The organism is Ruegeria sp. ANG-S4 (genome assembly GCF_000814005.1).
In the GTDB taxonomy this organism is placed as follows: Bacteria; Pseudomonadota; Alphaproteobacteria; order Rhodobacterales; family Rhodobacteraceae; genus Ruegeria.
On record NZ_JWLK01000005.1, the window covers coordinates 521,072 to 541,601 of the forward strand.

Sequence of the window (20,530 nt, forward strand, 5' to 3'; positions counted from 1 at the left end):
TAAGCCCCGAATCTTTGAGTTTCGCTGCTTTGCCGCTTGTGACGAACAACCAGGATGGCTTGGCAGACCGATTGTGCCCCAAGCGGGCAGTAGAGCACCTGAGCCCCAATTGTGGGTGAAAGGAATAAATGGGCAGGCCGCGCAAGACCGCGCCTGTCGGAGAAGAACCGCGATGACGCGCGCGCAACGATTGAGTATACGGGCAGGGGGCCAATGCGCCACACCCTGCCGCGCGCCGTCCGATATCGCCCAGACAAGACACCACCCCAAATGCGCCTGTCCACCCGGACGGGCCAGGACGACGCGTTTGGCGCGGTGCACCAAGGACAAATGGCTAAGAAAATGCTTATCGATGCCACCCACGCGGAGGAAACCCGCGTCGTGGTGGTTGACGGAAACAAGGTTGAAGAATTCGACTTTGAGTCCGAAAACAAACGTCAGCTTGCCGGAAACATCTATTTAGCAAAAGTTACCCGGGTCGAACCGTCGCTGCAGGCGGCCTTTGTCGATTACGGTGGGAACCGGCATGGTTTTCTGGCGTTTTCGGAAATCCATCCGGACTATTACCAGATTCCGGTCGCAGATCGCGAAGCGCTGATGGAGGAAGAACGCGCCTATGCCGAGGCAATGAAGGCGCGGGATGAGGCAGAGGACTCCAAACCGAAAAAGCGCCGCTCCCGGTCGCGCAGCAAGGCAGCGGACGTGAAATCCAATGATCCGGTGGAAACGCTTGACGTGACTGCCGAACCAACCGGCATGGAAACAATCGACCTGGACGACGGTGACGAAGCCGAGGAAGGTTCGGTTCCGGAAGGCACGTCGCCGATGGAGATCGTGGCCGAAACGCCGGTCGAAGAGCCTGTCGACGCACCAGATGACGCGGCGGACGATGCGTCGGGTGACGAAGATCAGCCCGAAGAGACAGTCGATGTGGCGGCGGAAGTTGCGGACGAGGCCGAAGACGCGGAAACGGACGCCGACGACTCTGATGCGGGTGAAACCGAAACGACCGACGACGAAGGCGGGGATGAGCAAGACAAGTCGCCCGAGGCCGAGGACGCCGACCCGGAAAACGACGAAGAAGTTCAGGACGACGACGCCGGAGCCAAGGCATCAGACAAGGACGAGACGATAGAGTCCGTCGCGGATGATGATGACAGCGACGATATTCGCCCCCCGCGGAAACCACGCCCACGTCGCTACAAAATCCAGGAAGTAATCAAAGTTCGTCAGGTTCTTCTGGTGCAGGTTGTCAAGGAAGAACGCGGCAACAAGGGTGCCGCGCTGACAACCTATTTGTCTCTGGCAGGACGTTATTGCGTTTTGATGCCCAACACCGCTCGGGGCGGCGGTATCAGCCGCAAGATCACCAATGCCGCCGACCGCAAGAAGCTGAAAGACATCGCCGCCGAAATTGACGTTCCAACGGGTGCAGGCCTGATCGTACGTACGGCTGGCGCCAAGCGCACCAAATCCGAGATCAAACGCGATTATGAATATCTGCAACGGCTGTGGGAACAGATCCGCGAGCTGACTTTGAAGTCCATCGCGCCGGCGAAAATCTATGAAGAGGGCGACCTGGTCAAACGCTCGATCCGGGATTTGTATAACCGCGATATTGACGAGGTGCTGGTTGAAGGCGAAGGCGGGTATCGCATCGCCAAGGACTTCATGAAAATGATCATGCCGTCGCACGCGAAGAACGTGAAACGGTACGAAGATGCGCTGCCACTGTTCGCGCGCTATCAGGTCGAAAGCTATCTGGCGGGGATGTTCAACCCGACCGTTCAGCTTAAATCGGGCGGTTATATCGTGATCGGCGTGACCGAGGCCTTGGTGGCGATTGACGTGAACTCGGGTCGGGCGACCAAGGAAGGCTCGATCGAGGATACGGCGCTTAAGACTAACCTCGAAGCGGCCGAAGAAGTTGCGCGTCAACTGCGTCTGAGGGATCTTGCGGGCCTTATCGTGATCGACTTCATCGACATGGACGAGCGCAAGAACAACTCGGCCGTTGAGAAGCGGCTGAAGGAAAAGCTAAAGACCGATCGCGCGCGGATTCAGGTGGGCCGGATTTCTGGTTTCGGCCTGCTTGAAATGAGCCGGCAGCGTCTGCGTCCCGGCATGATCGAAGCAACGACCCAGCCGTGTCCAGCGTGTCATGGCACTGGCCTGATCCGATCGGACGACAACATGGCGCTGTCGATCCTGCGTCAGATCGAGGAAGAAGGCACGCGCCGCCGCTCGCGCGAGGTACTGGTGCGTTGCCCGGTCAGCATTGCGAACTTCCTGATGAACCAGAAGCGCGAGCATATTGCTCAGATCGAGCTGCGTTATGGCCTTTCGGTTCGGATCGAAGGCGATGTGCATCTGGTCAGCCCGGATTTTTCGATGGAGAAATTCAAGACCGCCAGCAGAAACGTACCCGAGGCGACCGCGCCGGTGGTTTCGGTGGACGCATCGCTGATGGATCTCGTGGATTCCGTCGACGAGGAAGAGGTCGCGGAAGACACCGTACAGACCGAAGAGGAAACCAAACCCAAGCGCAAACGCCGCCGTCGTCGTCGAAAGAAGAGTTCGTCAAGCTCTGATACGTCCGATGCGAATGAAGCGGACAGTTCGACGGCATCCGAAGATGATGATGCCGATCAGGCGCACACGGCAGCCGAAGAAGCTGGTGACGTTTCGGAAGATACCGAGAAGGCGGAAAAACCCAAGAAGCGCCGGGCACCGCGCCGAAAGAAGAAGGATGTGGAAGCGGTTGAGGCTGATGCGGAGGACGCGTCTCAGCCCGAAGCCGAACCGGTACCGGCTGAGGCCTCTGACGCGGCCAATGGCGCTGATCCGGCGCAAGACGTGCAAGAGGCACATTCAGAGGCACCTGAGCAACCACAGGAAGCTGTTGCTGAAGCTGCGGTTGAGAATACGGAAGCGGATACCGCGCCTGAGGCGGCAGAGCTCGAAGAAACGATCGAGGAGCCCGAGGCAGTGCAAGCCGCAATGGAGGAGCCTGCGCCGGTGGAAGCGCCATCCGAACCGGTGCTTGAGACGGTTAACGAAGACCCTGAACCGGCACCAGATAAGCCCAAGCGCCGCGGATGGTGGTCGTTGGGTCAGTAATATTGATCAGACAGGATCAAGGCGGGCTCACCAGCCCGCCTTTTTCTTTTCGCACAGCGAGATGATGCGGTTAGCTGGCTTTTCGGATCACATAGACTTGATGGTCCGAATCCTGTTCCTGCGCTAGCAGCGTATGCCCGGCCTCGGCGCAGAAATGCGGCACGTCGACTATCGCTGCCGGATCATCCGCCAGCACGCGCAACACAGCGCCGGCTGGCATTGACTTGAGGCGCTTTCGGGCTTTCAGAACAGGCAATGGGCACAACAGGCCAAGCGCGTCCAAGGTTTCGGTGATCTCGCTCATACCATTGGGAATATGTGTTGCGCCAGAAACTGTCCAGCATGCAACCACGAGGATGTGACCGAATTGCCCCGTGACGAAGGCTGCGTGATACCATATGTCCTGATCCATGTTCGGAATTGATATCATCGACGCGGGCCTGTTGCCGGCCATGCTCATCGCCATGATCGGGGGATTGATCAGCTTTCTGTCCCCTTGCGTCCTGCCAATTGTGCCACCCTACCTGGCCTATATGAGTGGCGTCACGATTCACGAGATGCAGGATGAGGCTCGTGCCCGTCGCAAGGCCACGCTGTCCGCATTGTTCTTTGTTTTGGGATTGTCGACGGTTTTCTTACTGCTTGGGTTTACGGCCTCGGCGTTTGGGGCGTTTGTCCTTCAAAACCAGGTATTGTTCGCCAAGCTGTCGGGTGCGGTTGTCATCGTTTTCGGACTGCATTTTCTGAACGTGTTTCGCATCCCCTTGCTGGATCGTGAGGCGCGCGTGGAGACCGGAGACTCGGGCGGGTCGGTATTTGGCGCGTATATTCTGGGCCTGGCGTTTGCTTTTGGATGGACACCCTGTATCGGTCCACAACTGGGCGCGATCTTGTCGCTGGCTGCGTCCGAAGCCTCGGTCGCGCGCGGTACTCTGTTACTGGGTGTTTACGCGGCTGGGCTGGGTATTCCGTTTCTTCTGGCCGCGATGTTCCTGAACCGTTCGATGTCGGTGATGAACCGGATCAAACCCTATATGGGGACGATCGAAAAGGTCATGGGCGGCCTGCTTCTGTTCGTCGGCATCATGCTGATCACCGGTTTGTTCACCGAATTCAGCTGGTGGTTGCTGGAAACTTTTCCTGCTCTGGCAACGCTGGGTTAACCTGAGGACGTTTTGGTGGACCTCAACTGGTGCGGGTCTTACCTTGGCCGTCGCGCTGGGTTAACCTGCGGGCCAAAGGCCGGGACATGAGCAGTCAGAAACGCCATCCGCAAATCTTCAGACGCCGGGTATTCTATATCCCCGGTTACGACCCGTTTCCGCCTCGCCGCTATCGCGAACTCTATCGGGCTGAGGGGCGCGCGCAGGCCGAGATTTCGGGATATTCGGTAAGCATCGCGGGGCGCACCGGACCGGGGCCCTATGGCTGGCATGTCACGTCCCTGCAGGAGAACACCGAAATCCAAACCGAATTCGAGGTTCTTGCGTGGTCAGATATTGTGCAAGGCAGCATGGCACAATCCGTACCGGCGACCTATTTGCGATTGGCGCGAACCGCCTGGGTCTATATCTCGACCGGGGCGCTGCAGCGATTGATGCGGCTGCGCAAGGGACCGGTGATCGCGGCACTTTATCCGGTTGGTATGTTGTTACTGCAACTTGCAGTAGCCGTGTTGGTCCTTTTGGGATGTCATGCGTTGTTGTCGCTGGTCATGGGCGCATTGTCCTGGGTTCCGGCGGTGGCGGTTGCCTATGCCATTCTCTTGCTTTTCCGGCGATTGGATAACCGCCTTTTCGCCTATTACCTGATGTTGGACTACGCCCATTCGGCCCATCTGTACGGCGCGGTTTCGCCTGATTTGGATGACCGGTTGTCGCAATTTGCGGACCGAATTGAACAGGCGCTTGCAGAGAGTTTGGATGAAGTTCTTGTGGTCGGCCACAGTTCGGGCGCGCATTTGGGCGTGATGGTCCTGGCGGATGTTTTACAGCGAAAAAGGGCGTTGGCCCACAAACCCTCGCTGTCTTTTCTGACCCTTGGGCAAGTTGTGCCGATGGTGTCGTTCCTGCCCAAGGCCCAACGGTTGCGCGGCGATCTGCAGCTAGTTTCGGTCAGCCCGGACGTGACTTGGGTTGACGTGTCGGCCCCCGGTGATGGGTGCACCTTCGCGTTGTGCGACCCGGTTGGTGTCAGTGGTGTCGCAAGTCCCGATCAGCGCTGGCCTCTGATCCTGTCAGCGGCGTTTACACAAACGTTGTCACCGGACCGATGGAAAGCGTTGCGTTGGCGGTTCTTCCGACTTCATTTCCAGTACCTGTGCGCGTTCGATCAACCGGGGGATTACGACTATTTCAGGATTACTGCCGGGCCCAAAACGCTGAGACAACGGTTTGAGGCGCGTGCGCCGTCGCGGTCCCGCATCACCAATGCGGTGTCCAAGTACACATCGGTTCAGGCATGAAGCCACCGAAACCAACACCTCGGGCAGACAAAGTGTCTCTCTGGCGGTACGCAAAACTGTTTCGGCAGGACTTGCTTTCGGCGCAGCCCCAACGACTTTACCGGGCCTGGATGGCCGAATTTCGCACACCGTTCTTCCGGTCTTACCTGGTCAATCAGCCCGCGTTGGTCGACGAGGTGTTGAAACAGCGCACAGACGCGTTTCCCAAATCCGACCGGATCAGCGAAGGTTTGCGCCCGCTGCTGGGCAATTCGGTTTTCCTGACCAACGGGGATGTGTGGAAGCGCCAGCGCCGCGTGATAGATCCCGCTTTTGCCGGTGGTCGTATGAAGGATACTTTTCCTGCCATGTTGGCGGCGGCAGATCAGGGCGTACACCGTTTGGCTCAGCGCCTCGGGGCAGACATCGAAATTGAAGAAGTCACCAGCCATGTCGCAGCGGACGTGATCTTTCGGACGCTCTTCTCGGTCCCGATAGACCACGAAATCGCCGCGCAGGTGTTTGCGAAGTTCAAGGCGTATCAGCGGGAACAACCGCTTTTGAATATCGCTGCGTTTCTGCGGATGCCGCGTTGGATGCCTCGGTTGCACTCAAGGAAAACCCGCGAAACGGCGCGGGATATTCGTCACCTGATCGGACGTCTGACCGAAGAGAGGGCGAAGTTGATTGCCGCTGGCAAAGCTCCGGACGATCTGGCGACAAAAATCATGACGACACCGGATCCTGAAACAGGCCGTTGTTTTGATACCGATGAGATGATCGATCAGGTCGCAATCTTTTTTCTGGCCGGTCATGAAACCAGCGCGTCGGCGCTTGCCTGGGCCCTGTATCTGTTGGCGCTATACCCGGATTGGCAGGATAAAGTCGCGGATGAGGCACAAGCCGCGGGTCGCCCGGGCTTTGCGTCGATGTCTCAACTGAAGATCTGCCGCGATGTGTTTCGTGAGGCGCTGCGCCTGTATCCGCCGGTGCCAATGATGGTGCGCGAGACGACATGCCCCGAAGGCTTCCGCGGTCGCAACATCGAAAAAGGATCGCAGATTGTGCTTAGTCCCTGGCATCTGCATCGTCACGAACGGCTGTGGGACAACCCCGATGATTTCGATCCCGAGCGCTGGCAGACCGAAAACGGCAAAACTTGCCAAAGGTCGGCGTTCCTGCCGTTCTCCGCGGGTCCTCGCGTCTGTCCGGGCGCCGGTTTCGCTATGATTGAAGGGCCGCTGATTCTGTCGCAGTTATTGCGACGCTACCGTTTCGAAACAATTCCCGGCAAAAGCCCGGTACCGGTCGCGCATCTGACAGTGCGTTCGAAAGATGGGATTTGGTTGCGTCTAGGTGGGCGCTAACAATCTACCATCATCGAAATTCATGCTGTATTCGGGTGAAGAAAGCGGAATCATTTTTTGAACGGGATTGACTCATGTCCAATGCAGAACAACGCGCGCAAATGACGAATGGCGCAGGATTTATTGCGGCGCTGGATCAAAGCGGTGGGTCGACGCCCAAGGCTTTGGCGCTGTATGGGGTTGATGCCTCTCAGTACGGCTCGGACGAAGAAATGTTCGACGAGATCCAGAATATGCGCGCGCGGATCATTCTGGCCGACGACTTCGTCAAGGAAAAGGTCATCGGCGCGATCCTGTTTGAACGCACCTTGGGCGAGGAAATCGACGGTCGCAAAGTGGCCGATTACTTGTGGTCTGTGAAAGGCATTGTTCCATTTCTGAAAATCGACAAGGGCCTGGAGGACACCGCAAACGGTGTTCAGATGATGAAGCCCATTCCGGGATTGGCAGACACTCTGGCCAAAGCCGACGGCGTATTCGGCACCAAAGAACGGTCCGTCATTCACGAGGCGAACGCGGAAGGGATCGCCGCAGTGGTGGCGCAACAGTTTGACGTCGCCCGCGAAGTCACCAACGCGGGCATGGTTCCGATCATTGAGCCCGAGGTGAACATTCACAGCGAAACGAAGGCCGAGGCCGAGGATATTATGAAGGCAGAAATCCTCAAAAACCTGGACCAATTGGGCGAAGGGCAGGAGGTTATGCTGAAGCTGACGATCCCGACCAAGGCGAACCTTTTTGATGATCTGGCCGACCATCCGCGTGTGCTGCGGGTTGTGGCGCTGTCCGGCGGTTATTCCACCGATCAAGCCTGCGATCTGCTAAGCCAGAACGGCAAGATGATTGCTTCGTTTTCGCGTGCATTGACCGAAGGTCTGTCGAAGCAGCAATCAGATGCGGAATTCAACTCCGCGCTTGGCAACAACATCAACAAAATCCACCAGGCATCGGTCTGAGTTAAACGGGTTTTTGGAACGACCGGCGCAGTCGCGTCGCCTTTTCCCGCATGATGCAGCCGTGGGCGTGATCGTTGATCAGGCCCATGGCCTGCATGAATGCAAACACGGTTGTCGGACCAACGAATTTCCAGCCTCGTTTCTTCAGCTCTTTTGACATCGCAACCGACTCGGGTGATGTCGAAGCGGTTTGCGGCTCCGGCGGCGTTTCGGTCTCGTACCGCCACACAAACGCGGCCAAGGACCCTTCGGCATCAACCAGTTCCTGCATTCGGTGCGCGTTGTTTATGACCGCCTCGATTTTCCCGCGATGTCGGATTATGCCTGCATCCTGCAAAAGCCGCGCAACATCCGTTTCGGTGAACGCGGCGACCTTATCGGGGTCGAAGTTGCAAAAGGCTTTTCGAAAGTTTTCGCGTTTGGCCAGGATGGTGCGCCAGCTCAGCCCCGATTGAAAACTTTCAAGGCACAGCTTTTCGAACAGACGCTGATCATCGGCAACCGGGTAACCCCACTCTTTGTCGTGATACTCATAGAACTCTGGCGCGGAGGCACACCAGGCGCAGCGCGGTTGACCATCTGGCCCTAGAACGGTCTTGGACATGGATGTACCCCTTTTGTTCTATCTACGTTAACTGTCCGATACATGATCAAGCAAGCGGAGATTACAGATCGCGATACCAATTCAGGATGAAAACGCGAATGGCCGAGGCGAGCCCCGTTTCAGGGTCACGCGCCACATCAATTTCGGCGGCCAACACGTTGATCGGCATGTCTTTCTGTTTCGCGATGTCTCGAAAAGCCTGCCAGAATTCGTCTTCCAACGACACGGATGTCCGGTGCCCTTTCAAGGTCAACGAGCGTTTGACGGGCCGGCCACTCATTCGTCGAGCTTGTGACCGTCCAGGTCACGGCGTTGTTTGTCCCGGTGCTGCTCTGCCGCATTTTTGTGGTATTTGCTTTGACCAAACCGGGCAGAGTTGCGGTCGGCGCGGGCTTTCTTTTCGGCCCGCGCTTTTTCTTTTCGGTACCGGTTCAGGTTGACCGGCTTGCCCATCAGCCCTTGGGTCCGATCATATGTTCCGGGCGGACGACGGCGTCAAAGGTCTCCTCATCCACGAAACCAAGGGCAATTGCCTCTTCCTTGAGAGTGGTTCCGTTTTTGTGCGCCGTCTTGGCTACGGTCGTTGCGTTGTCATATCCGATGGTCGGTGCCAGTGCCGTGACCAGCATCAGCGACTCTTTCATCAGTTTGTCGATGCGCGGTTCGTTGGCTTTGATGCCCAGCAACATTCGCTCGGTAAAGCTGTCGGTCGCGTCACCCAGCAGTTGGATAGACTGCAGAAGGTTGTAGGACATCATCGGGTTATAGACGTTCAGCTGAAAATGGCCCTGCGAACCGGCAAACTTGATCGCCGCGTCATTGCCCATAACATGGGCTGCCACCTGTGTCAGAGCCTCGGCCTGGGTCGGGTTGACCTTTCCAGGCATGATCGACGATCCCGGTTCGTTTTCCGGCAGGATCAATTCGCCGAGGCCCGACCGCGGACCGGACCCTAACAAGCGGATATCGTTGGCGATTTTGTAGCAGGAACCGGCAATGGTCGCCAAGGCGCCGGACAGGAACACCATCGCGTCATGGGCTGCCAGCGCCTCGAACTTGTTGGGCGCGGTGACGAAAGGCAAGTCCGTGATGTCGGCCATGTTTTTGGCCACCGCATCATCCCAACCGTTATGGGTGTTCAGACCGGTTCCAACCGCCGTTCCGCCTTGGGCAAGCTCATAGATGCCGGGCATGGACGCCTCGACCCGCACTATGCCCTGACGGATCTGATGGGCATATCCGCCGAATTCCTGCTCAAGCGTCAGCGGCGTGGCGTCTTGGGTGTGCGTGCGGCCAATCTTGATTATGCCTTTGAACTCGTTTGCTTTTGCTTCAAGCGCCTCAGCGAATTTCCGCAATCCGGGAAGCAGCACGTCGCGCACGCTCATCGCTGTGGCAATGTGCATGGCGGTGGGGAAAGTGTCATTCGATGACTGCCCCATATTGCAGTGGTCATTTGGATGAACAGGGTCTTTTGATCCGATCTGACCGCCTAAAATCTCGATGGCGCGGTTGGCGATGACCTCGTTCGAGTTCATGTTGGACTGCGTGCCCGATCCGGTCTGCCAGACGACCAGCGGGAAATTGTCGTCAAACTTGCCCTCAATGACCTCGCCTGCGGCCTGAATGATTGCGTCGGCGATTCTGGCGTCCAGCTTGCCGATTGCCTTGTTCTCGATGGCGCAGGCCTTTTTGATTACGCCCAGCGCACGAATGATCGCAACGGGCTGCTTTTCCCAACCGATTGGAAAGTTCATGATCGAGCGCTGCGTTTGCGCGCCCCAGTATTTGTCCGCAGGGACTTCGAGCGGGCCAAAACTGTCGGTTTCGGTGCGGGTCTGAGACATCGGTCACTCCGTCAGGTATGCGATTGTATGCCGTTTAGCCCCGGTCGAGACCCAAGACAATCGGCCACTTGCGCGCACCATAAACACAGACCCGTCAAAGGTATAGACGATGGGCCGCAGCAAATAATCCAAGTTAGCGAAAACAGTGTCTTTGTGCTGGATCGGGCTAGAGTTAAGGTGAGAGTGCAACCGCGACGGAGTCCATCATGCGTGCATCATTTTTCGACCGCCCATTGCATGTCATCGCATCAGCACTGGTTTTGGCTTTTTGCCTTCTGATCACAACCGGACCTGCGCGTTCTGCAGATATCACGCCGTTCGTGGGGGACTATGTCGGTTCGGCTGACGTCGTCGATGCGGATGGCACTGAAACCCCTCGCGACATGAGTGTCTCGATCCACAAGAACAGAAACGGCTTCAACATAAGTTGGAAGACGACGACCTACAAAGGCGACGGTCGCGTGAAGGAAGAGAAATACTCGGTCGATTTTCAGCCTTCGGCACGGCCAGAAGTCTTTTCTGCCGCAATGAAGCGCAATGTTTTCGGCCACGAAGTGCCGTTGGATCCGATGGCGGGGGAACCATTTGTCTGGGGGCGAATCGACGGGGATACTCTGACGGTTTTTTCTTTGTTCATTGATCAGAACGGCGGCTACGAGTTGCAGCAATATGACCGCACTTTGACCGAAGGTGGATTGAACCTGTCATTCTCGCGCTTTCGCAACGGCGAAAAATCACGATCGGTTCAGACATTCTTGCAAAAAGAATAAACCCCGCGCTGGACGGGGTACTGGTTATTTGCGGAAACTATCCAACGACACAACATCGGCGTCGTGATGCGGCTGTTCCTCTTCCGGTTCCACCTCAATGGACTCTTCTGGAACAAAATCGGCTTCATCTTCGTCTTCGGGGCTTTCAAAGCGCAGGCCGAATTCGACTGAAGGGTCCACAAATGTCTTGATCGCCATGTAGGGAATATACAGCGGTTCCGGCGCGTCGCCGAAATTCAGCGTGATTGAAAACCCGCTGTCGCCAACTTCTAGGTTTTCGAACCAGTGCTGCATGACGATTGTCATTTCTTCAGGGTACCGATCACGCAGCCAATCGGCAATTTCGACACCGTCCTGCCGGGTGTCGAAAGTGATGAAGAAGTGATGCGCGCCGGGCAGACCGTTTTGGGCGACATCCGTCAGCACAGTCTTGATCAGACCGCGCATGGCCGTGTGCATCAGGTTTCCATAGTCGATGTCTTGCGACATGTGTGTTCCTCGAAAGTGGTTGCCATCAGCATAAGGGATTTGGCCGGAAACGAAAGGCTGCGATGCTGGTGATTGGTTACAAAATCTCCAACGCCAGTCCGGCCAAACTCATCAACGCAAGTGCCGTTGCAAAACCGAATTTAAGCCGAAAAATCAAGACGCTTGCTGCAATGGTCAGTGCCAGCGCTTTGATATCTAACGAGGACAGGTCGGGCAATGGCACGGATAGCGGACCCCAAGCCAACACGCCGACTTGTCCGAACAGAACGTTCATCCCGAACCACACGGACAGGTTGAGAATCACGCCGACCACGGCAGCCGTGACACCGCGCATCGCAGCCGCAAGACGTGGGCGCGCCGCTATTTTGTCGAGATAGGGACCCGCCAGAAATATCCAGAGAAAACAGGGAACGAATGTCGCCCAAAGCGCCACCGCCCCGGCGGCAAGCCCCAAGGCAACACCGCCTGATTGTTGGCCGGTCAGCATTGCGACGAATTGCGTGACCAGAATAAGCGGGCCGGGTGTTGTCTCGGCCAGACCCAAAGCGTCGATCATCTGATCGGTGCTGATCCAATGATAGGTTTCGACCACCGTTTGCGTCATATAGGCCAGAACCGCATAGGCCCCGCCAAATGTGACCACGGCCAGACGTGCGAAAAACCAGCCCAGATCGGCCAACAGATCCTGCCCGGCCAGCCCAAGTGCCACCAATGGCATGAGCCAGAGCGCCATCCAAATTGCGGCCGTTTGCACAGGGTGCGCCAATGCCGGGGATGATGTGTGTTCGGTGACGGATGTATCGCCCGCGGTGACATATCCCCAGAGTGCCGCGCACAGGATGATCAGGGGAAAGGGTAAGTTAAGTGCGAATATGGCCAGAAACCCCAGCCCCGCGATAAGCCGGTATCGCGGCTTGGTCAGCGCCTTGCGCGACAGTTTGCGAACCGCCTGAATGACGATGATGATGACCGTCGCCTTGATGCCCAGAAAACCGGCCTGAACCATCGGAAGGTCACCGTATGCGGCATACAACCCAACCAAAACCGTGATGATCAAAGCACCGGGCAACACAAACAGGCTGCCCGCAATAAGCCCGCCGACGACACCTTTCAGCCGCCAACCGGCATAAGTTGCCAATTGCATCGCTTCCGGTCCCGGCAACAACATGCAAAGGGACAAGGCACGCAGGTAGGTCTGTTCGTCCAGCCAAGGTCTGCGCTCAACCAACTCCTGATGCATCAGCGATATTTGAGCCGCCGGACCGCCGAATGACAGCATCCCGATGCGGCCAAACACGCGACAAAGCTCGGGCAGTGTCGGGGTCATTGGCCGTGGCCCGTTGGCCAGTCATGCGTTTCTTCGAACCCGTCTCGCGCCCAACGATACAGCGCGTCATACAGGCTCATTCCAGCCTCAAGCTGCTGGTGGTCGTCTTTGTATTGCCGCGACAAGCCGACCGACAGCGCCAGCAACCCGGCGGCTTGAGGGGCAGCGTCGTGCTGGTTTGTGTCGGCAGCGCGCACGATGTTGGCCAACCGGTCTAAAGGTTCAGATCGGATTCCAAACGCCTCCAACATTGCATCGAAGGTGCATTTCTCGCCACGATGACCAAAGAAGGCACCGTCCACATCAAAGGGTGTCGCGTCGAAGTTTTCCGCCACGCCTTGAATCTCGGATGGCGCAACAAACAAAAAGCGGGCCATGGGATCGACGAATCTGCGGATCAGCCAGGGGCAGGCGATGCGATCAATTTTGGGGCGATGACGCGTCACCCACAACGAACTGCCGTTGACAGGTGCGGGCAGGGCGGTCAGGTCAACGAGTACGGTGTCCGGCATGTCGCGCCAGGCAAAATGCCCACCTTCCAGATATTCTGCCGCGCAACCCGCGCTGCGCAGCCAGGACACGACGCCCTGGCTCAGCTTTTTGCCTTTCTGACAAATGATGACACCCAGACCGGAGCCGATCAGAGCCTTGAGGCCGTCAATGTCTTTGTGAGAATGCCGGATCGAACCGGGAATGATTCGCGGGTCATCCGCAAAATCCGGGTCGATGCGAATATCGATCAGAACCGGTGAATTCGGTGTGCCGACGAGCCTTGCAAGTTGTCGCGGCGTGATTGCATTGGGCGCAGCCATGGCATGTCTCCATTTTGACTTCGGATACATGCGAAACTTGGGCTGCCGCCTCACGGGGTGTTCGCAAGCTGACCCCTTGGCGTGGTGCTAACGCGGAACCAAAGGTGGGGTCAAGCGCGTGAAAACCGGGTTTACGCCCAATCCAGCTGCTGTCCGGTCATACAGACCGGCAAAGTGTCCTGTGGGAACTGGCCAAGCTGCTCAAACAGCGAGATGAAGTCGAACTGATTATAAGCCTCGACCATTTTTCCGTCTCTGAACCGGGCCATAACCTGTCCCGTAACCTCAAGCGGAGCCCCATTGTCGGCGCGAAAGGTGCGTACATGCAAAATCGCCGAAACCCAGTTTTCATGCTCCAAAATCTTGGGCAGTTCGACCTTGATGTCGCCCAGGACATGACGAAACGCCATCACCAGATCACGAAAGTCATCCGCGCCGACCTGCATTTCGGGGATCAAGCCTTCTGCCATCGTGTCCGGAGCAAAGAAATTTTCAATCGCCTCGGTATTTCCGTTTTCCCAAACTTCGGAATACCACGCGCGAAGTACGTCTGTGTTCGTCATCCCGACTCTCCTGTCCTGAAGCGGCAGGATGGAGAATAGATGTGAACAAACTCTGAACATCGACAGAGGTTGATTGCAAATCACAGGCATGAGTCGGGAAAATGCAGGTTTCTGTTGCCAGGTACCTGCGAACCCCGCCTTACGCGGCTAGGCGCAAGGGCTTAGATTTCGGTCTTGCTACTGCTTACGCAGCAACTGCAACCGGAGCACGATTGTCGTTTGCAATTGTACTGTTTTCGCCGGTAACGGTGGCAGACAGCCGAGACAAAGCTAACCCCTTTAGACGTTCGTCGATCCTATTTCGGCCCCATGATCTTCAAACGAAAGATGTTGGTGGAGCCGCCGGGTACCGCCCCCGGGTCCGATCCGCTTATTACGAGCGCGTTTATGTCCATAGTCCCGAAGGACATGTCCTATATAGGTGAGCGCGCGGGCGGATGCAAACCGGGATTGTCGCTGGCAAAACTCTTTTAGGCGCAGAATCTTACGCCGCTCTGTTGATGTTCGCCAGGATCAGCCAGATTGCCAACGCCAGTTCGATTCCTCCGAATGTTGCGGCTTTGACCAATGGTGGATTGTCGAGAACGACAGATACGAACCGGCCCAAAGCCGCACCGCCATAGACGACGCCCAACATCGCGTAGGCCATTGGGTTGTTCAGGAAAAGAACGACCAGACCCGTCACAACAAACAACCCGCCGACCGAGGCACGCATTTCGCTGAGCCCCATGTTGCTGTCCGTCGGGGCCAAATCCAGCGCAGAGGCCGTAAAGCTGGGTGCCAAAAAACCAAACAATCCAAAACCGATGGTCAAAAGCGCAGCAATCACATTCAGGGCAGTAATCATCATCCGTTCCTCAGGCTGGCTTGCGCCATTTCTGGGCCACATCCCGTGCCAGTTTGCGGGTGTAGTTTTCAAGTTCGACCAACGTTGCGTCTACCTCGGACCCGTCCCGCTTTTCCAACGCGTCGGCAATTCGGTTGTGCAAGGTAATGATTTCCTCGCGCGAGCGCGCGGTGAAAGTGATCATGTTCATCAACGGCTGCATGGCCTCGACGGCACCGGCCAGTTGGTAGGACAGCACGGGGTTTCCGGCGCCATCCACGAGGGCACGGTGAAAGTTGACATCCGATGCACAGAACGCCTCATCCGTGAGGCCGGGCTGCGCCTGCCTGTGGATCTCGGCCCGCATCGTGGCCAGTTGATCTGCGGTTCGCCTTTGCGCGGCCAAGGCGGCGCAGGCGCGTTCCAGCGCAAAACGGGCCTCGCAGGCGGTGTCGAAACTGACTGCATTCATGGACAACAGCAGCGTCGAAGTTGTGATTTGCTGAGAATAGGCGTCTTCAAAGCTCAAACGGTTAACGAATGCGCCACCGGTCGCGCCGCGTTGCGTTCGGATCAGCGATTGCGCGGCCAGACGTTTCAACGCCTCGCGCACGGTCGGGCGCGAAACCTCGAACTGATCTGCAAGCTCGGCCTCGGACGGAAGCCGTTCATCCACGATCAGATCGCCCGAGACAATCGCGTCCCGGATGGCCTGAGCAATCTGCGCTGACAGGTCGGCGCGGTTTTGGGGATCGATTTTCATATTCGCAGGCCCGCAGGTCAGATTTTATTTGTCTGACATTTAAAAGTCTGACATTTGAAACGCAAGGACTGAGTCGGGAGGGATGCATGAGTCGCGCGGTTCTACGCAATGCCGGATGGCTGGGCTTTTATGCCGCGATCCTGTGGGCGTGGTGGGTCATGTTCTCGATGAGCCGCGACATGAACCTCGACTGGATCGGTCGCCCCGGTCCGATGGGGCAGGCCATGGCGGCGATGGACCCGCGCATGGACATGTACATGCCGATGGCCGAATTCGGGCCGCTTTTCTGGATGTGGGCGATCATGATGGCGGCGATGATGCTGCCGACCTTGGTGCCGACGTTGCGCAGCTATGATGATCTTATCCACAGTGCCAACGGAACCCGCGCGGGCTGGTTGGGCGTTCTGGCCGGGTATTTCGTGGTTTGGGTGGGATTTGCTGCCGCAATCACTGGGTTGCAACTGGCACTGCTTTTCGGAGGCGCCGTTGACATGCTGGGCATCGCGAAATCGCCATACCTGGCGGGCGGTTTGCTGATCGTCGTCGGCGCGTTCCAATTCACCCGCGCGAAAGAGGTTTGCCACGGCGTGTGCCACGCGCCAATGACGTATTTCCTGGGGCATTGGAAAACCGGCTTTTCTGGCGGTTTGCGCATGGGCGTGGGCTTGGGCGCGTTTTGCGTGGGCTGCTGTTGGGGGTTCATGGCGCTTGGTTTTGTCGGCGGCGTCATGAGCCTGTTGTGGATGGGCATGGCGACCCTGTTCATGGTTCTGGAAAAACTCCCCCAGATCGGTCATGCGGTGACCCGTCCAATGGGGTTCGCTTTGATCGCGGGCGGCGTTGTACTGCTCGGGCATCACATAATTTACGGAGGATAACGCAATGGCAAAAAACAGAAAACCCGAAGCAGACAAGCTGCCGGTGAGCCAGCGGATCGACAGTCGGATGCCCAACCCGAAACGGCGCGAGATGAGCCCGACGGACTGGGCAATCAAGGGCGAGTTGATTCTGAACTGCTCCTGCGATGTGTTTTGCCCTTGTGTTGTGTCGCTGGGTGCGCATCCACCGACCGAAGGTCATTGTCACGCCTGGATGGGCGTGATCATCGACGAAGGCCACTATGAGGGCGAAGATCTGTCAGGTCTGAACGTTGGCCTTCTGGTTGATATCCCCGGTCGCATGGGCGAAGGCCAGTGGCAGGTCGCAGCATATGTCGACGAACGTGCCAGCGGAAAAGCCTACAATGGCCTGTTGCAGATTTTCAGTGGTCAGGCCGGTGGAACAACCGGTTTGTTCACCATGCTGGTCAGCGACATAATCGGGGCCGAGCGGGCTCCGGTCCAAATTGAGCGTGATGGCACGAAGCGCAGGATCATCATCGGACGCAAGATTCAGGGTGAAATTGAGATGTTGTCGGGGAAAGACCCCGATCACCCCGTGATGGTCTCGAACTCGAAATACTGGATGGGACCGGACATCATTGTTGCGCGCGGAACCAAATCCAAGGTGCGCGATTATGGGCGGGTCTGGGATTTTGGCGGCAAGTCAGCCGAAATCTGCCCGATCGACTGGCACGGTCCCAAGTAGAGCGAGCCGGGCCATGCCCAACGCTCCGCAAAATTTAAACTGAAACAAAGGCTTGAAGTGAATGTTTAAGGCGCCCGTGCTGCAGTGGCCAAAATTGCAACCGGCGCGTCCCGACGCGAACCAGACCTAACGCACGAGGAGACTCGAGTGACTCAAATATCATTGTCCCGTCGTCTGAGACGCACCCCGTTTTCGGAAGGCGTCGAGGCTGCAGGTGTCAAAGCGTACACGGTGTATAATCACATGCTGCTGCCGACGGTCTTCGAAAGTGTCGAAGCGGATTACCGGCACCTCAAGGACCATGTGCAGGTCTGGGATGTTTCCTGCGAGCGGCAGGTGGAATTGCGTGGACCGGATGCGGCCCGTTTGATGCAGATGCTGACGCCGCGTGATTTGCGCGGCATGCTGCCGGGTCAGTGCTACTATGTTCCTATCGTCGACGAAACCGGCGGGATGCTGAACGATCCGGTTGCTGTCAAACTGTCCGAGGATCGGTGGTGGGTGTCCATCGCTGACAGCGATTTGCTGCTTTGGGTCAAGGGTTTGGCCAATGGATACCGGCTGGATGTGCTGGTGGATGAGCCTGATGTTTCCCCGTTGGCGGTACAGGGCCCCAAAGCCGATGAGTTGATGGCGCGTGTTTTCGGGGATCGCGTGCGGGACATAAGGTTCTTTAAGTTTGACATGTTCCAGTTTCAGGGACGCGATCTGGCGGTTGCCCGGTCCGGGTATTCGAAACAAGGCGGGTTCGAGATTTACGTGGAAGGCGGCGATATCGGCATGCCGCTGTGGAACGCGCTGTTCGAAGCCGGCGCTGATTTGAATGTCCGTGCAGGCTGTCCAAACCTGATTGAGCGTATCGAGGGCGGTTTATTGTCATTTGGAAACGACATGACCGATGACAACACGCCGCATGAATGCGGGTTGGGCAAGTTCTGCAACACGCATACGGCAATTGGGTGCATCGGCAGGGACGCCTTGTTGCGGGTCACCAAGGAAGGTCCGGTTCAACAGGTGCGTCCGATCGCCATTGACGGAACGGCGGTCCCGCCCTGCGTCGAGCCATGGCCGGCCTATGCCGATGGAAAGCGGGTCGGACAGGTGACCTCGGCAGTTTGGTCGCCGGACTTTGAAACCAATGTGTCGATTGGCATGTTGCGGCTGAGCCATTGGGAAGCCGGAACGGCCCTGGAAATCGAAACGCCGGACGGGATGCGCAAAGCCACCGTTCAGGCGGCGTTTTGGCTGTAACAGGATTTAGGACAATGGGGCGTTGGTTCTGTCGGCGTCGACCAAAAGTATGAAAGGAAATCAAATGTTTAATGCGTTGTTGATGGTCCAGGACGAGGAAAGCGGAAAGGCCAGCGCCGAAATCAAGCAAATTTCCGAAAGCGACCTGCCGCAGGGCGAGGTTACGGTCGCCGTTGAATATTCGACCGTGAACTACAAGGACGGTCTGTGCCTGTCGCCCAAAGGCGGTGGTCTGGTTCGCAACTATCCACATATTCCGGGCATCGATTACGCTGGAACGGTCGAGGCATCGACAGATGACCGATACAAACCCGGTGACAAGGTCGTACTGACTGGCTGGCGTGTGGGTGAGGCACATTGGGGCGGGTATTCGCAAAAGGCCAACGCACGGGCAGATTGGCTTGTTCCCTTGCCGGACGGCTTGAGCACTCGGCAAGCGATGGCTGTCGGAACTGCCGGATTCACGGCGATGCTGGCGGTCATGGCGCTGGAGGATCATGGGTTAGAACCCGGGCATGGCCCCGTGCTGGTCACCGGCGCAGCAGGCGGTGTCGGTTCAGTTGCTACCGCTATTCTCGCGCACCTCGGCTATGAGGTTGCCGCCGTGACAGGTCGGCCGGAAACCGAAGATTACCTCAAGTCGCTGGGTGCGACCACAATCGTTCCGCGCGAAGACCTGAACGAGACGACCAAACGCCCGCTGGAAAGCGAAACCTGGGCGGGCTGCGTTGACGCCGTTGGCGGTGACATGCTGGCTCGAGTGCTGGGACAGATGAAATACGGTACGTCGGTGGCGGCGGTTGGTCTGGCCGGCGGCGCGGCCTTGCCCGCGACCGTCATCCCGTTCTTGTTGCGCGGTGTAAACCTGTTGGGGATCGACAGTGTCATGCAGCCCTATGACAACCGTCTGCGCGCGTGGCAGCGTGTGGCAACCGATCTGCCGATGGACAAGCTTGAGGCGATGATCCGACCGGCGGTTCTCGGCGATCTGCCAAAGCTGGGCGCGGACATCCTGCAGGGTCAGGTCAAGGGCCGTGTCGTGGTCGATATCAACGGTTGATTGCATGCGTTTCGTCGGCGGGCGGGCATGTCCCGACCGTCGACCCTTAATCGTTCTGTTCAAAAAAGAACGCCTAAACCTCTGGCCTTCGCCACAATTCGCAATCATGATTGCTATACAACCCAATTCCGATGGCTTATGACGCACCGGAATAGCACCTGAATACGGGGAGTGAGCAGCATGTCTGACGATTTCGAACTGGACACCGACGATCTGAAACGCCGCATGGATGGCGCGATGGCCAATCTCAGAACCGAATTTGCATCGCTGCGTACGGGTCGTGCCTCGGCTTCCATGCTCGAACCCGTCATGGTTGACGCGTATGGCTCGATGACACCGATCAACCAGGTCGGAACGGTCAATGTGCCGGAACCCCGGATGGTGACCGTCAACGTCTGGGACAAGTCGTTGGTCGGCAAAGTCGAAAAAGCGATTCGAGAAAGCGGGTTGGGCATCAACCCGCAGCTGAACGGCACAATCATCATGTTGCCGATCCCGGAGTTGAACGAGGAACGCCGTCGCGAGTTGGGCAAAGTTGCGGGTCAATATGCCGAAAGCGCCCGCGTTTCGATTCGAAACGTGCGCCGGGATGGCATGGATCAGATCAAAAAGGCCAAGGCGGACGGTATGTCGGAAGACGACCAGAAGCTGTGGGAGAGCGAGGTTCAGGATCTCACCGACGAGATGATCAAGTCGGTGGATGACGCCTTGGAAACCAAGCAATCAGAGATCATGCAGGTCTGAG

General features: G+C 57.4%; 22 protein-coding genes and 1 other RNA gene. 11 read left to right on the plus strand and 12 right to left on the minus strand.

From position 1 onward, the window contains the following. Nucleotides 1-330: 330 nt before the first annotated feature. Nucleotides 331-3,120 carry an Rne/Rng family ribonuclease gene (locus RA28_RS15445; RefSeq protein WP_039531695.1) on the plus strand — a complete coding sequence of 930 codons (2,790 nt, stop codon included), beginning with the start codon at nt 331-333 and terminating at the stop codon, nt 3,118-3,120. Nucleotides 3,121-3,190: 70 nt separating this feature from the next. Here the strand turns inward: RA28_RS15445 and RA28_RS15450 are convergent, their stop codons facing one another. Continuing rightward, nucleotides 3,191-3,424 carry a sulfurtransferase TusA family protein gene (locus tag RA28_RS15450; RefSeq protein WP_039531697.1) on the minus strand — a complete coding sequence of 78 codons (234 nt, stop codon included), beginning with the start codon at nt 3,422-3,424 and terminating at the stop codon, nt 3,191-3,193. 106 nt (nt 3,425-3,530) lie between these two features. On the opposite strand from RA28_RS15450, the gene RA28_RS15455 reads away from it, so the two are divergent. The 4 genes from RA28_RS15455 (at nt 3,531) to RA28_RS15470 (ending at nt 7,886) form a co-directional block, all read left to right on the plus strand. Next, the gene (locus tag RA28_RS15455) at nt 3,531-4,283 is read left to right on the plus strand and encodes a cytochrome c biogenesis CcdA family protein (RefSeq protein ID WP_039530536.1); all 753 of its coding nucleotides are present in this window, start codon (nt 3,531-3,533) and stop codon (nt 4,281-4,283) included. An 86-nt stretch (nt 4,284-4,369) separates the two neighbouring features. Then, nucleotides 4,370-5,584: a hypothetical protein gene (locus tag RA28_RS15460; RefSeq protein WP_039530538.1), complete on the plus strand. Its 1,215-nt coding sequence runs from the start codon at nt 4,370-4,372 to the stop codon at nt 5,582-5,584. After that, nucleotides 5,581-6,930 carry a cytochrome P450 gene (locus RA28_RS15465; RefSeq protein WP_039530540.1) on the plus strand — a complete coding sequence of 450 codons (1,350 nt, stop codon included), beginning with the start codon at nt 5,581-5,583 and terminating at the stop codon, nt 6,928-6,930. Before RA28_RS15460 ends, RA28_RS15465 begins: the two co-directional genes overlap by 4 nt. A 74-nt stretch (nt 6,931-7,004) precedes the next feature. Beyond that, complete coding sequence (locus RA28_RS15470) at nt 7,005-7,886, plus strand: fructose bisphosphate aldolase (RefSeq protein ID WP_039530542.1); 882 nt, start codon at nt 7,005-7,007, stop codon at nt 7,884-7,886. Nucleotide 7,887: 1 nt separating this feature from the next. Here RA28_RS15470 and RA28_RS15475 read toward each other — a convergent pair whose 3' ends face one another. The 4 genes from RA28_RS15475 to fumC all read right to left on the minus strand — a co-directional run bounded on the left by RA28_RS15475 (nt 7,888) and on the right by fumC (nt 10,337). Then, the gene (locus RA28_RS15475; protein WP_039530544.1) at nt 7,888-8,490 is read right to left on the minus strand and encodes a DNA-3-methyladenine glycosylase I; all 603 of its coding nucleotides are present in this window, start codon (nt 8,488-8,490) and stop codon (nt 7,888-7,890) included. Nucleotides 8,491-8,551: 61 nt separating this feature from the next. After that, complete coding sequence (locus tag RA28_RS15480) at nt 8,552-8,770, minus strand: ribbon-helix-helix domain-containing protein (RefSeq protein ID WP_039530546.1); 219 nt, start codon at nt 8,768-8,770, stop codon at nt 8,552-8,554. Continuing rightward, nucleotides 8,767-8,943 carry a DUF4169 family protein gene (locus tag RA28_RS15485; protein ID WP_039530549.1) on the minus strand — a complete coding sequence of 59 codons (177 nt, stop codon included), beginning with the start codon at nt 8,941-8,943 and terminating at the stop codon, nt 8,767-8,769. The genes RA28_RS15480 and RA28_RS15485 overlap by 4 nt, the downstream gene beginning before the upstream one ends. After that, the gene (fumC, locus tag RA28_RS15490; protein ID WP_039530551.1) at nt 8,943-10,337 is read right to left on the minus strand and encodes a class II fumarate hydratase; all 1,395 of its coding nucleotides are present in this window, start codon (nt 10,335-10,337) and stop codon (nt 8,943-8,945) included. Before fumC ends, RA28_RS15485 begins: the two co-directional genes overlap by 1 nt. Nucleotides 10,338-10,543: 206 nt before the next feature. On the opposite strand from fumC, the gene RA28_RS15495 reads away from it, so the two are divergent. Continuing rightward, complete coding sequence (locus RA28_RS15495; RefSeq protein WP_052261477.1) at nt 10,544-11,107, plus strand: hypothetical protein; 564 nt, start codon at nt 10,544-10,546, stop codon at nt 11,105-11,107. Nucleotides 11,108-11,131: 24 nt separating this feature from the next. Here RA28_RS15495 and RA28_RS15500 read toward each other — a convergent pair whose 3' ends face one another. The 7 genes from RA28_RS15500 to RA28_RS15525 form a co-directional block, all read right to left on the minus strand. Then, a complete protein-coding gene (locus RA28_RS15500) occupies nt 11,132-11,596 on the minus strand; it encodes an SspB family protein (protein WP_039530554.1) in 465 nt (154 codons plus the stop codon). Between the two features lie 76 nt (nt 11,597-11,672). Continuing rightward, the gene (gene chrA / locus RA28_RS15505; protein ID WP_052261478.1) at nt 11,673-12,923 is read right to left on the minus strand and encodes a chromate efflux transporter; all 1,251 of its coding nucleotides are present in this window, start codon (nt 12,921-12,923) and stop codon (nt 11,673-11,675) included. Beyond that, entirely contained in the window at nt 12,920-13,735 is an 816-nt protein-coding gene (locus RA28_RS15510) for a chromate resistance protein ChrB domain-containing protein (RefSeq protein WP_039530559.1), read from the minus strand. Before RA28_RS15510 ends, chrA begins: the two co-directional genes overlap by 4 nt. A gap of 131 nt (nt 13,736-13,866) precedes the next feature. Beyond that, nucleotides 13,867-14,298: an ester cyclase gene (locus RA28_RS15515; RefSeq protein WP_039530561.1), complete on the minus strand. Its 432-nt coding sequence runs from the start codon at nt 14,296-14,298 to the stop codon at nt 13,867-13,869. A 100-nt stretch (nt 14,299-14,398) separates the two neighbouring features. After that, nucleotides 14,399-14,745, minus strand: a transfer-messenger RNA (tmRNA) gene (ssrA, locus tag RA28_RS22525). Nucleotides 14,746-14,782: 37 nt separating this feature from the next. Further along, entirely contained in the window at nt 14,783-15,145 is a 363-nt protein-coding gene (locus RA28_RS15520; RefSeq protein WP_039531702.1) for a DUF4345 family protein, read from the minus strand. A gap of 10 nt (nt 15,146-15,155) precedes the next feature. After that, on the minus strand, nt 15,156-15,887 hold the full coding sequence (locus RA28_RS15525) for a FadR/GntR family transcriptional regulator (RefSeq protein ID WP_039530563.1): 732 nt from the start codon (nt 15,885-15,887) through the stop codon (nt 15,156-15,158). 86 nt (nt 15,888-15,973) lie between these two features. On the opposite strand from RA28_RS15525, the gene RA28_RS15530 reads away from it, so the two are divergent. The 5 genes from RA28_RS15530 to frr all read left to right on the plus strand — a co-directional run bounded on the left by RA28_RS15530 (nt 15,974) and on the right by frr (nt 20,529). Continuing rightward, on the plus strand, nt 15,974-16,765 hold the full coding sequence (locus tag RA28_RS15530) for a DUF2182 domain-containing protein (protein WP_039530565.1): 792 nt from the start codon (nt 15,974-15,976) through the stop codon (nt 16,763-16,765). Between the two features lie 4 nt (nt 16,766-16,769). Further along, nucleotides 16,770-17,474, plus strand: coding sequence for a DUF1326 domain-containing protein (locus RA28_RS15535; protein ID WP_039530567.1), 705 nt, complete (start codon nt 16,770-16,772; stop codon nt 17,472-17,474). 147 nt (nt 17,475-17,621) lie between these two features. After that, nucleotides 17,622-18,725, plus strand: coding sequence for a dimethylsulfoniopropionate demethylase (locus RA28_RS15540; RefSeq protein WP_039531704.1), 1,104 nt, complete (start codon nt 17,622-17,624; stop codon nt 18,723-18,725). 64 nt (nt 18,726-18,789) lie between these two features. Continuing rightward, a complete protein-coding gene (gene acuI, locus RA28_RS15545; RefSeq protein WP_039531706.1) occupies nt 18,790-19,785 on the plus strand; it encodes an acryloyl-CoA reductase in 996 nt (331 codons plus the stop codon). Between the two features lie 180 nt (nt 19,786-19,965). Then, entirely contained in the window at nt 19,966-20,529 is a 564-nt protein-coding gene (gene frr, locus RA28_RS15550) for a ribosome recycling factor (RefSeq protein WP_039530568.1), read from the plus strand. Nucleotide 20,530: the final 1 nt, after the last annotated feature.

Excerpts from the sequence above, each read along its gene's own strand:
- RA28_RS15515 (WP_039530561.1), bottom strand. The coding sequence starts at position 14,298 with ATGACGAACACAGACGTACTTCGCGCGTGGTATTCCGAAGTTTGGGAA.
- RA28_RS15480 (WP_039530546.1), bottom strand. The coding sequence starts at position 8,770 with ATGAGTGGCCGGCCCGTCAAACGCTCGTTGACCTTGAAAGGGCACCGG.
- acuI (WP_039531706.1), top strand. The coding sequence starts at position 18,790 with ATGTTTAATGCGTTGTTGATGGTCCAGGACGAGGAAAGCGGAAAGGCC.
- RA28_RS15495 (WP_052261477.1), top strand. The coding sequence starts at position 10,544 with ATGCGTGCATCATTTTTCGACCGCCCATTGCATGTCATCGCATCAGCA.
- RA28_RS15500 (WP_039530554.1), bottom strand. The coding sequence starts at position 11,596 with ATGTCGCAAGACATCGACTATGGAAACCTGATGCACACGGCCATGCGC.
- RA28_RS15465 (WP_039530540.1), top strand. The coding sequence starts at position 5,581 with ATGAAGCCACCGAAACCAACACCTCGGGCAGACAAAGTGTCTCTCTGG.
- RA28_RS15530 (WP_039530565.1), top strand. The coding sequence starts at position 15,974 with ATGAGTCGCGCGGTTCTACGCAATGCCGGATGGCTGGGCTTTTATGCC.
- chrA (WP_052261478.1), bottom strand. The coding sequence starts at position 12,923 with ATGACCCCGACACTGCCCGAGCTTTGTCGCGTGTTTGGCCGCATCGGG.
- RA28_RS15535 (WP_039530567.1), top strand. The coding sequence starts at position 16,770 with ATGGCAAAAAACAGAAAACCCGAAGCAGACAAGCTGCCGGTGAGCCAG.
- RA28_RS15445 (WP_039531695.1), top strand. The coding sequence starts at position 331 with ATGGCTAAGAAAATGCTTATCGATGCCACCCACGCGGAGGAAACCCGC.
- RA28_RS15450 (WP_039531697.1), bottom strand. The coding sequence starts at position 3,424 with ATGAGCGAGATCACCGAAACCTTGGACGCGCTTGGCCTGTTGTGCCCA.
- RA28_RS15510 (WP_039530559.1), bottom strand. The coding sequence starts at position 13,735 with ATGGCTGCGCCCAATGCAATCACGCCGCGACAACTTGCAAGGCTCGTC.
- RA28_RS15485 (WP_039530549.1), bottom strand. The coding sequence starts at position 8,943 with ATGGGCAAGCCGGTCAACCTGAACCGGTACCGAAAAGAAAAAGCGCGG.
- RA28_RS15470 (WP_039530542.1), top strand. The coding sequence starts at position 7,005 with ATGTCCAATGCAGAACAACGCGCGCAAATGACGAATGGCGCAGGATTT.
- frr (WP_039530568.1), top strand. The coding sequence starts at position 19,966 with ATGTCTGACGATTTCGAACTGGACACCGACGATCTGAAACGCCGCATG.
- RA28_RS15475 (WP_039530544.1), bottom strand. The coding sequence starts at position 8,490 with ATGTCCAAGACCGTTCTAGGGCCAGATGGTCAACCGCGCTGCGCCTGG.
- RA28_RS15520 (WP_039531702.1), bottom strand. The coding sequence starts at position 15,145 with ATGATTACTGCCCTGAATGTGATTGCTGCGCTTTTGACCATCGGTTTT.
- RA28_RS15455 (WP_039530536.1), top strand. The coding sequence starts at position 3,531 with ATGTTCGGAATTGATATCATCGACGCGGGCCTGTTGCCGGCCATGCTC.
- fumC (WP_039530551.1), bottom strand. The coding sequence starts at position 10,337 with ATGTCTCAGACCCGCACCGAAACCGACAGTTTTGGCCCGCTCGAAGTC.
- RA28_RS15460 (WP_039530538.1), top strand. The coding sequence starts at position 4,370 with ATGAGCAGTCAGAAACGCCATCCGCAAATCTTCAGACGCCGGGTATTC.
- RA28_RS15525 (WP_039530563.1), bottom strand. The coding sequence starts at position 15,887 with ATGAAAATCGATCCCCAAAACCGCGCCGACCTGTCAGCGCAGATTGCT.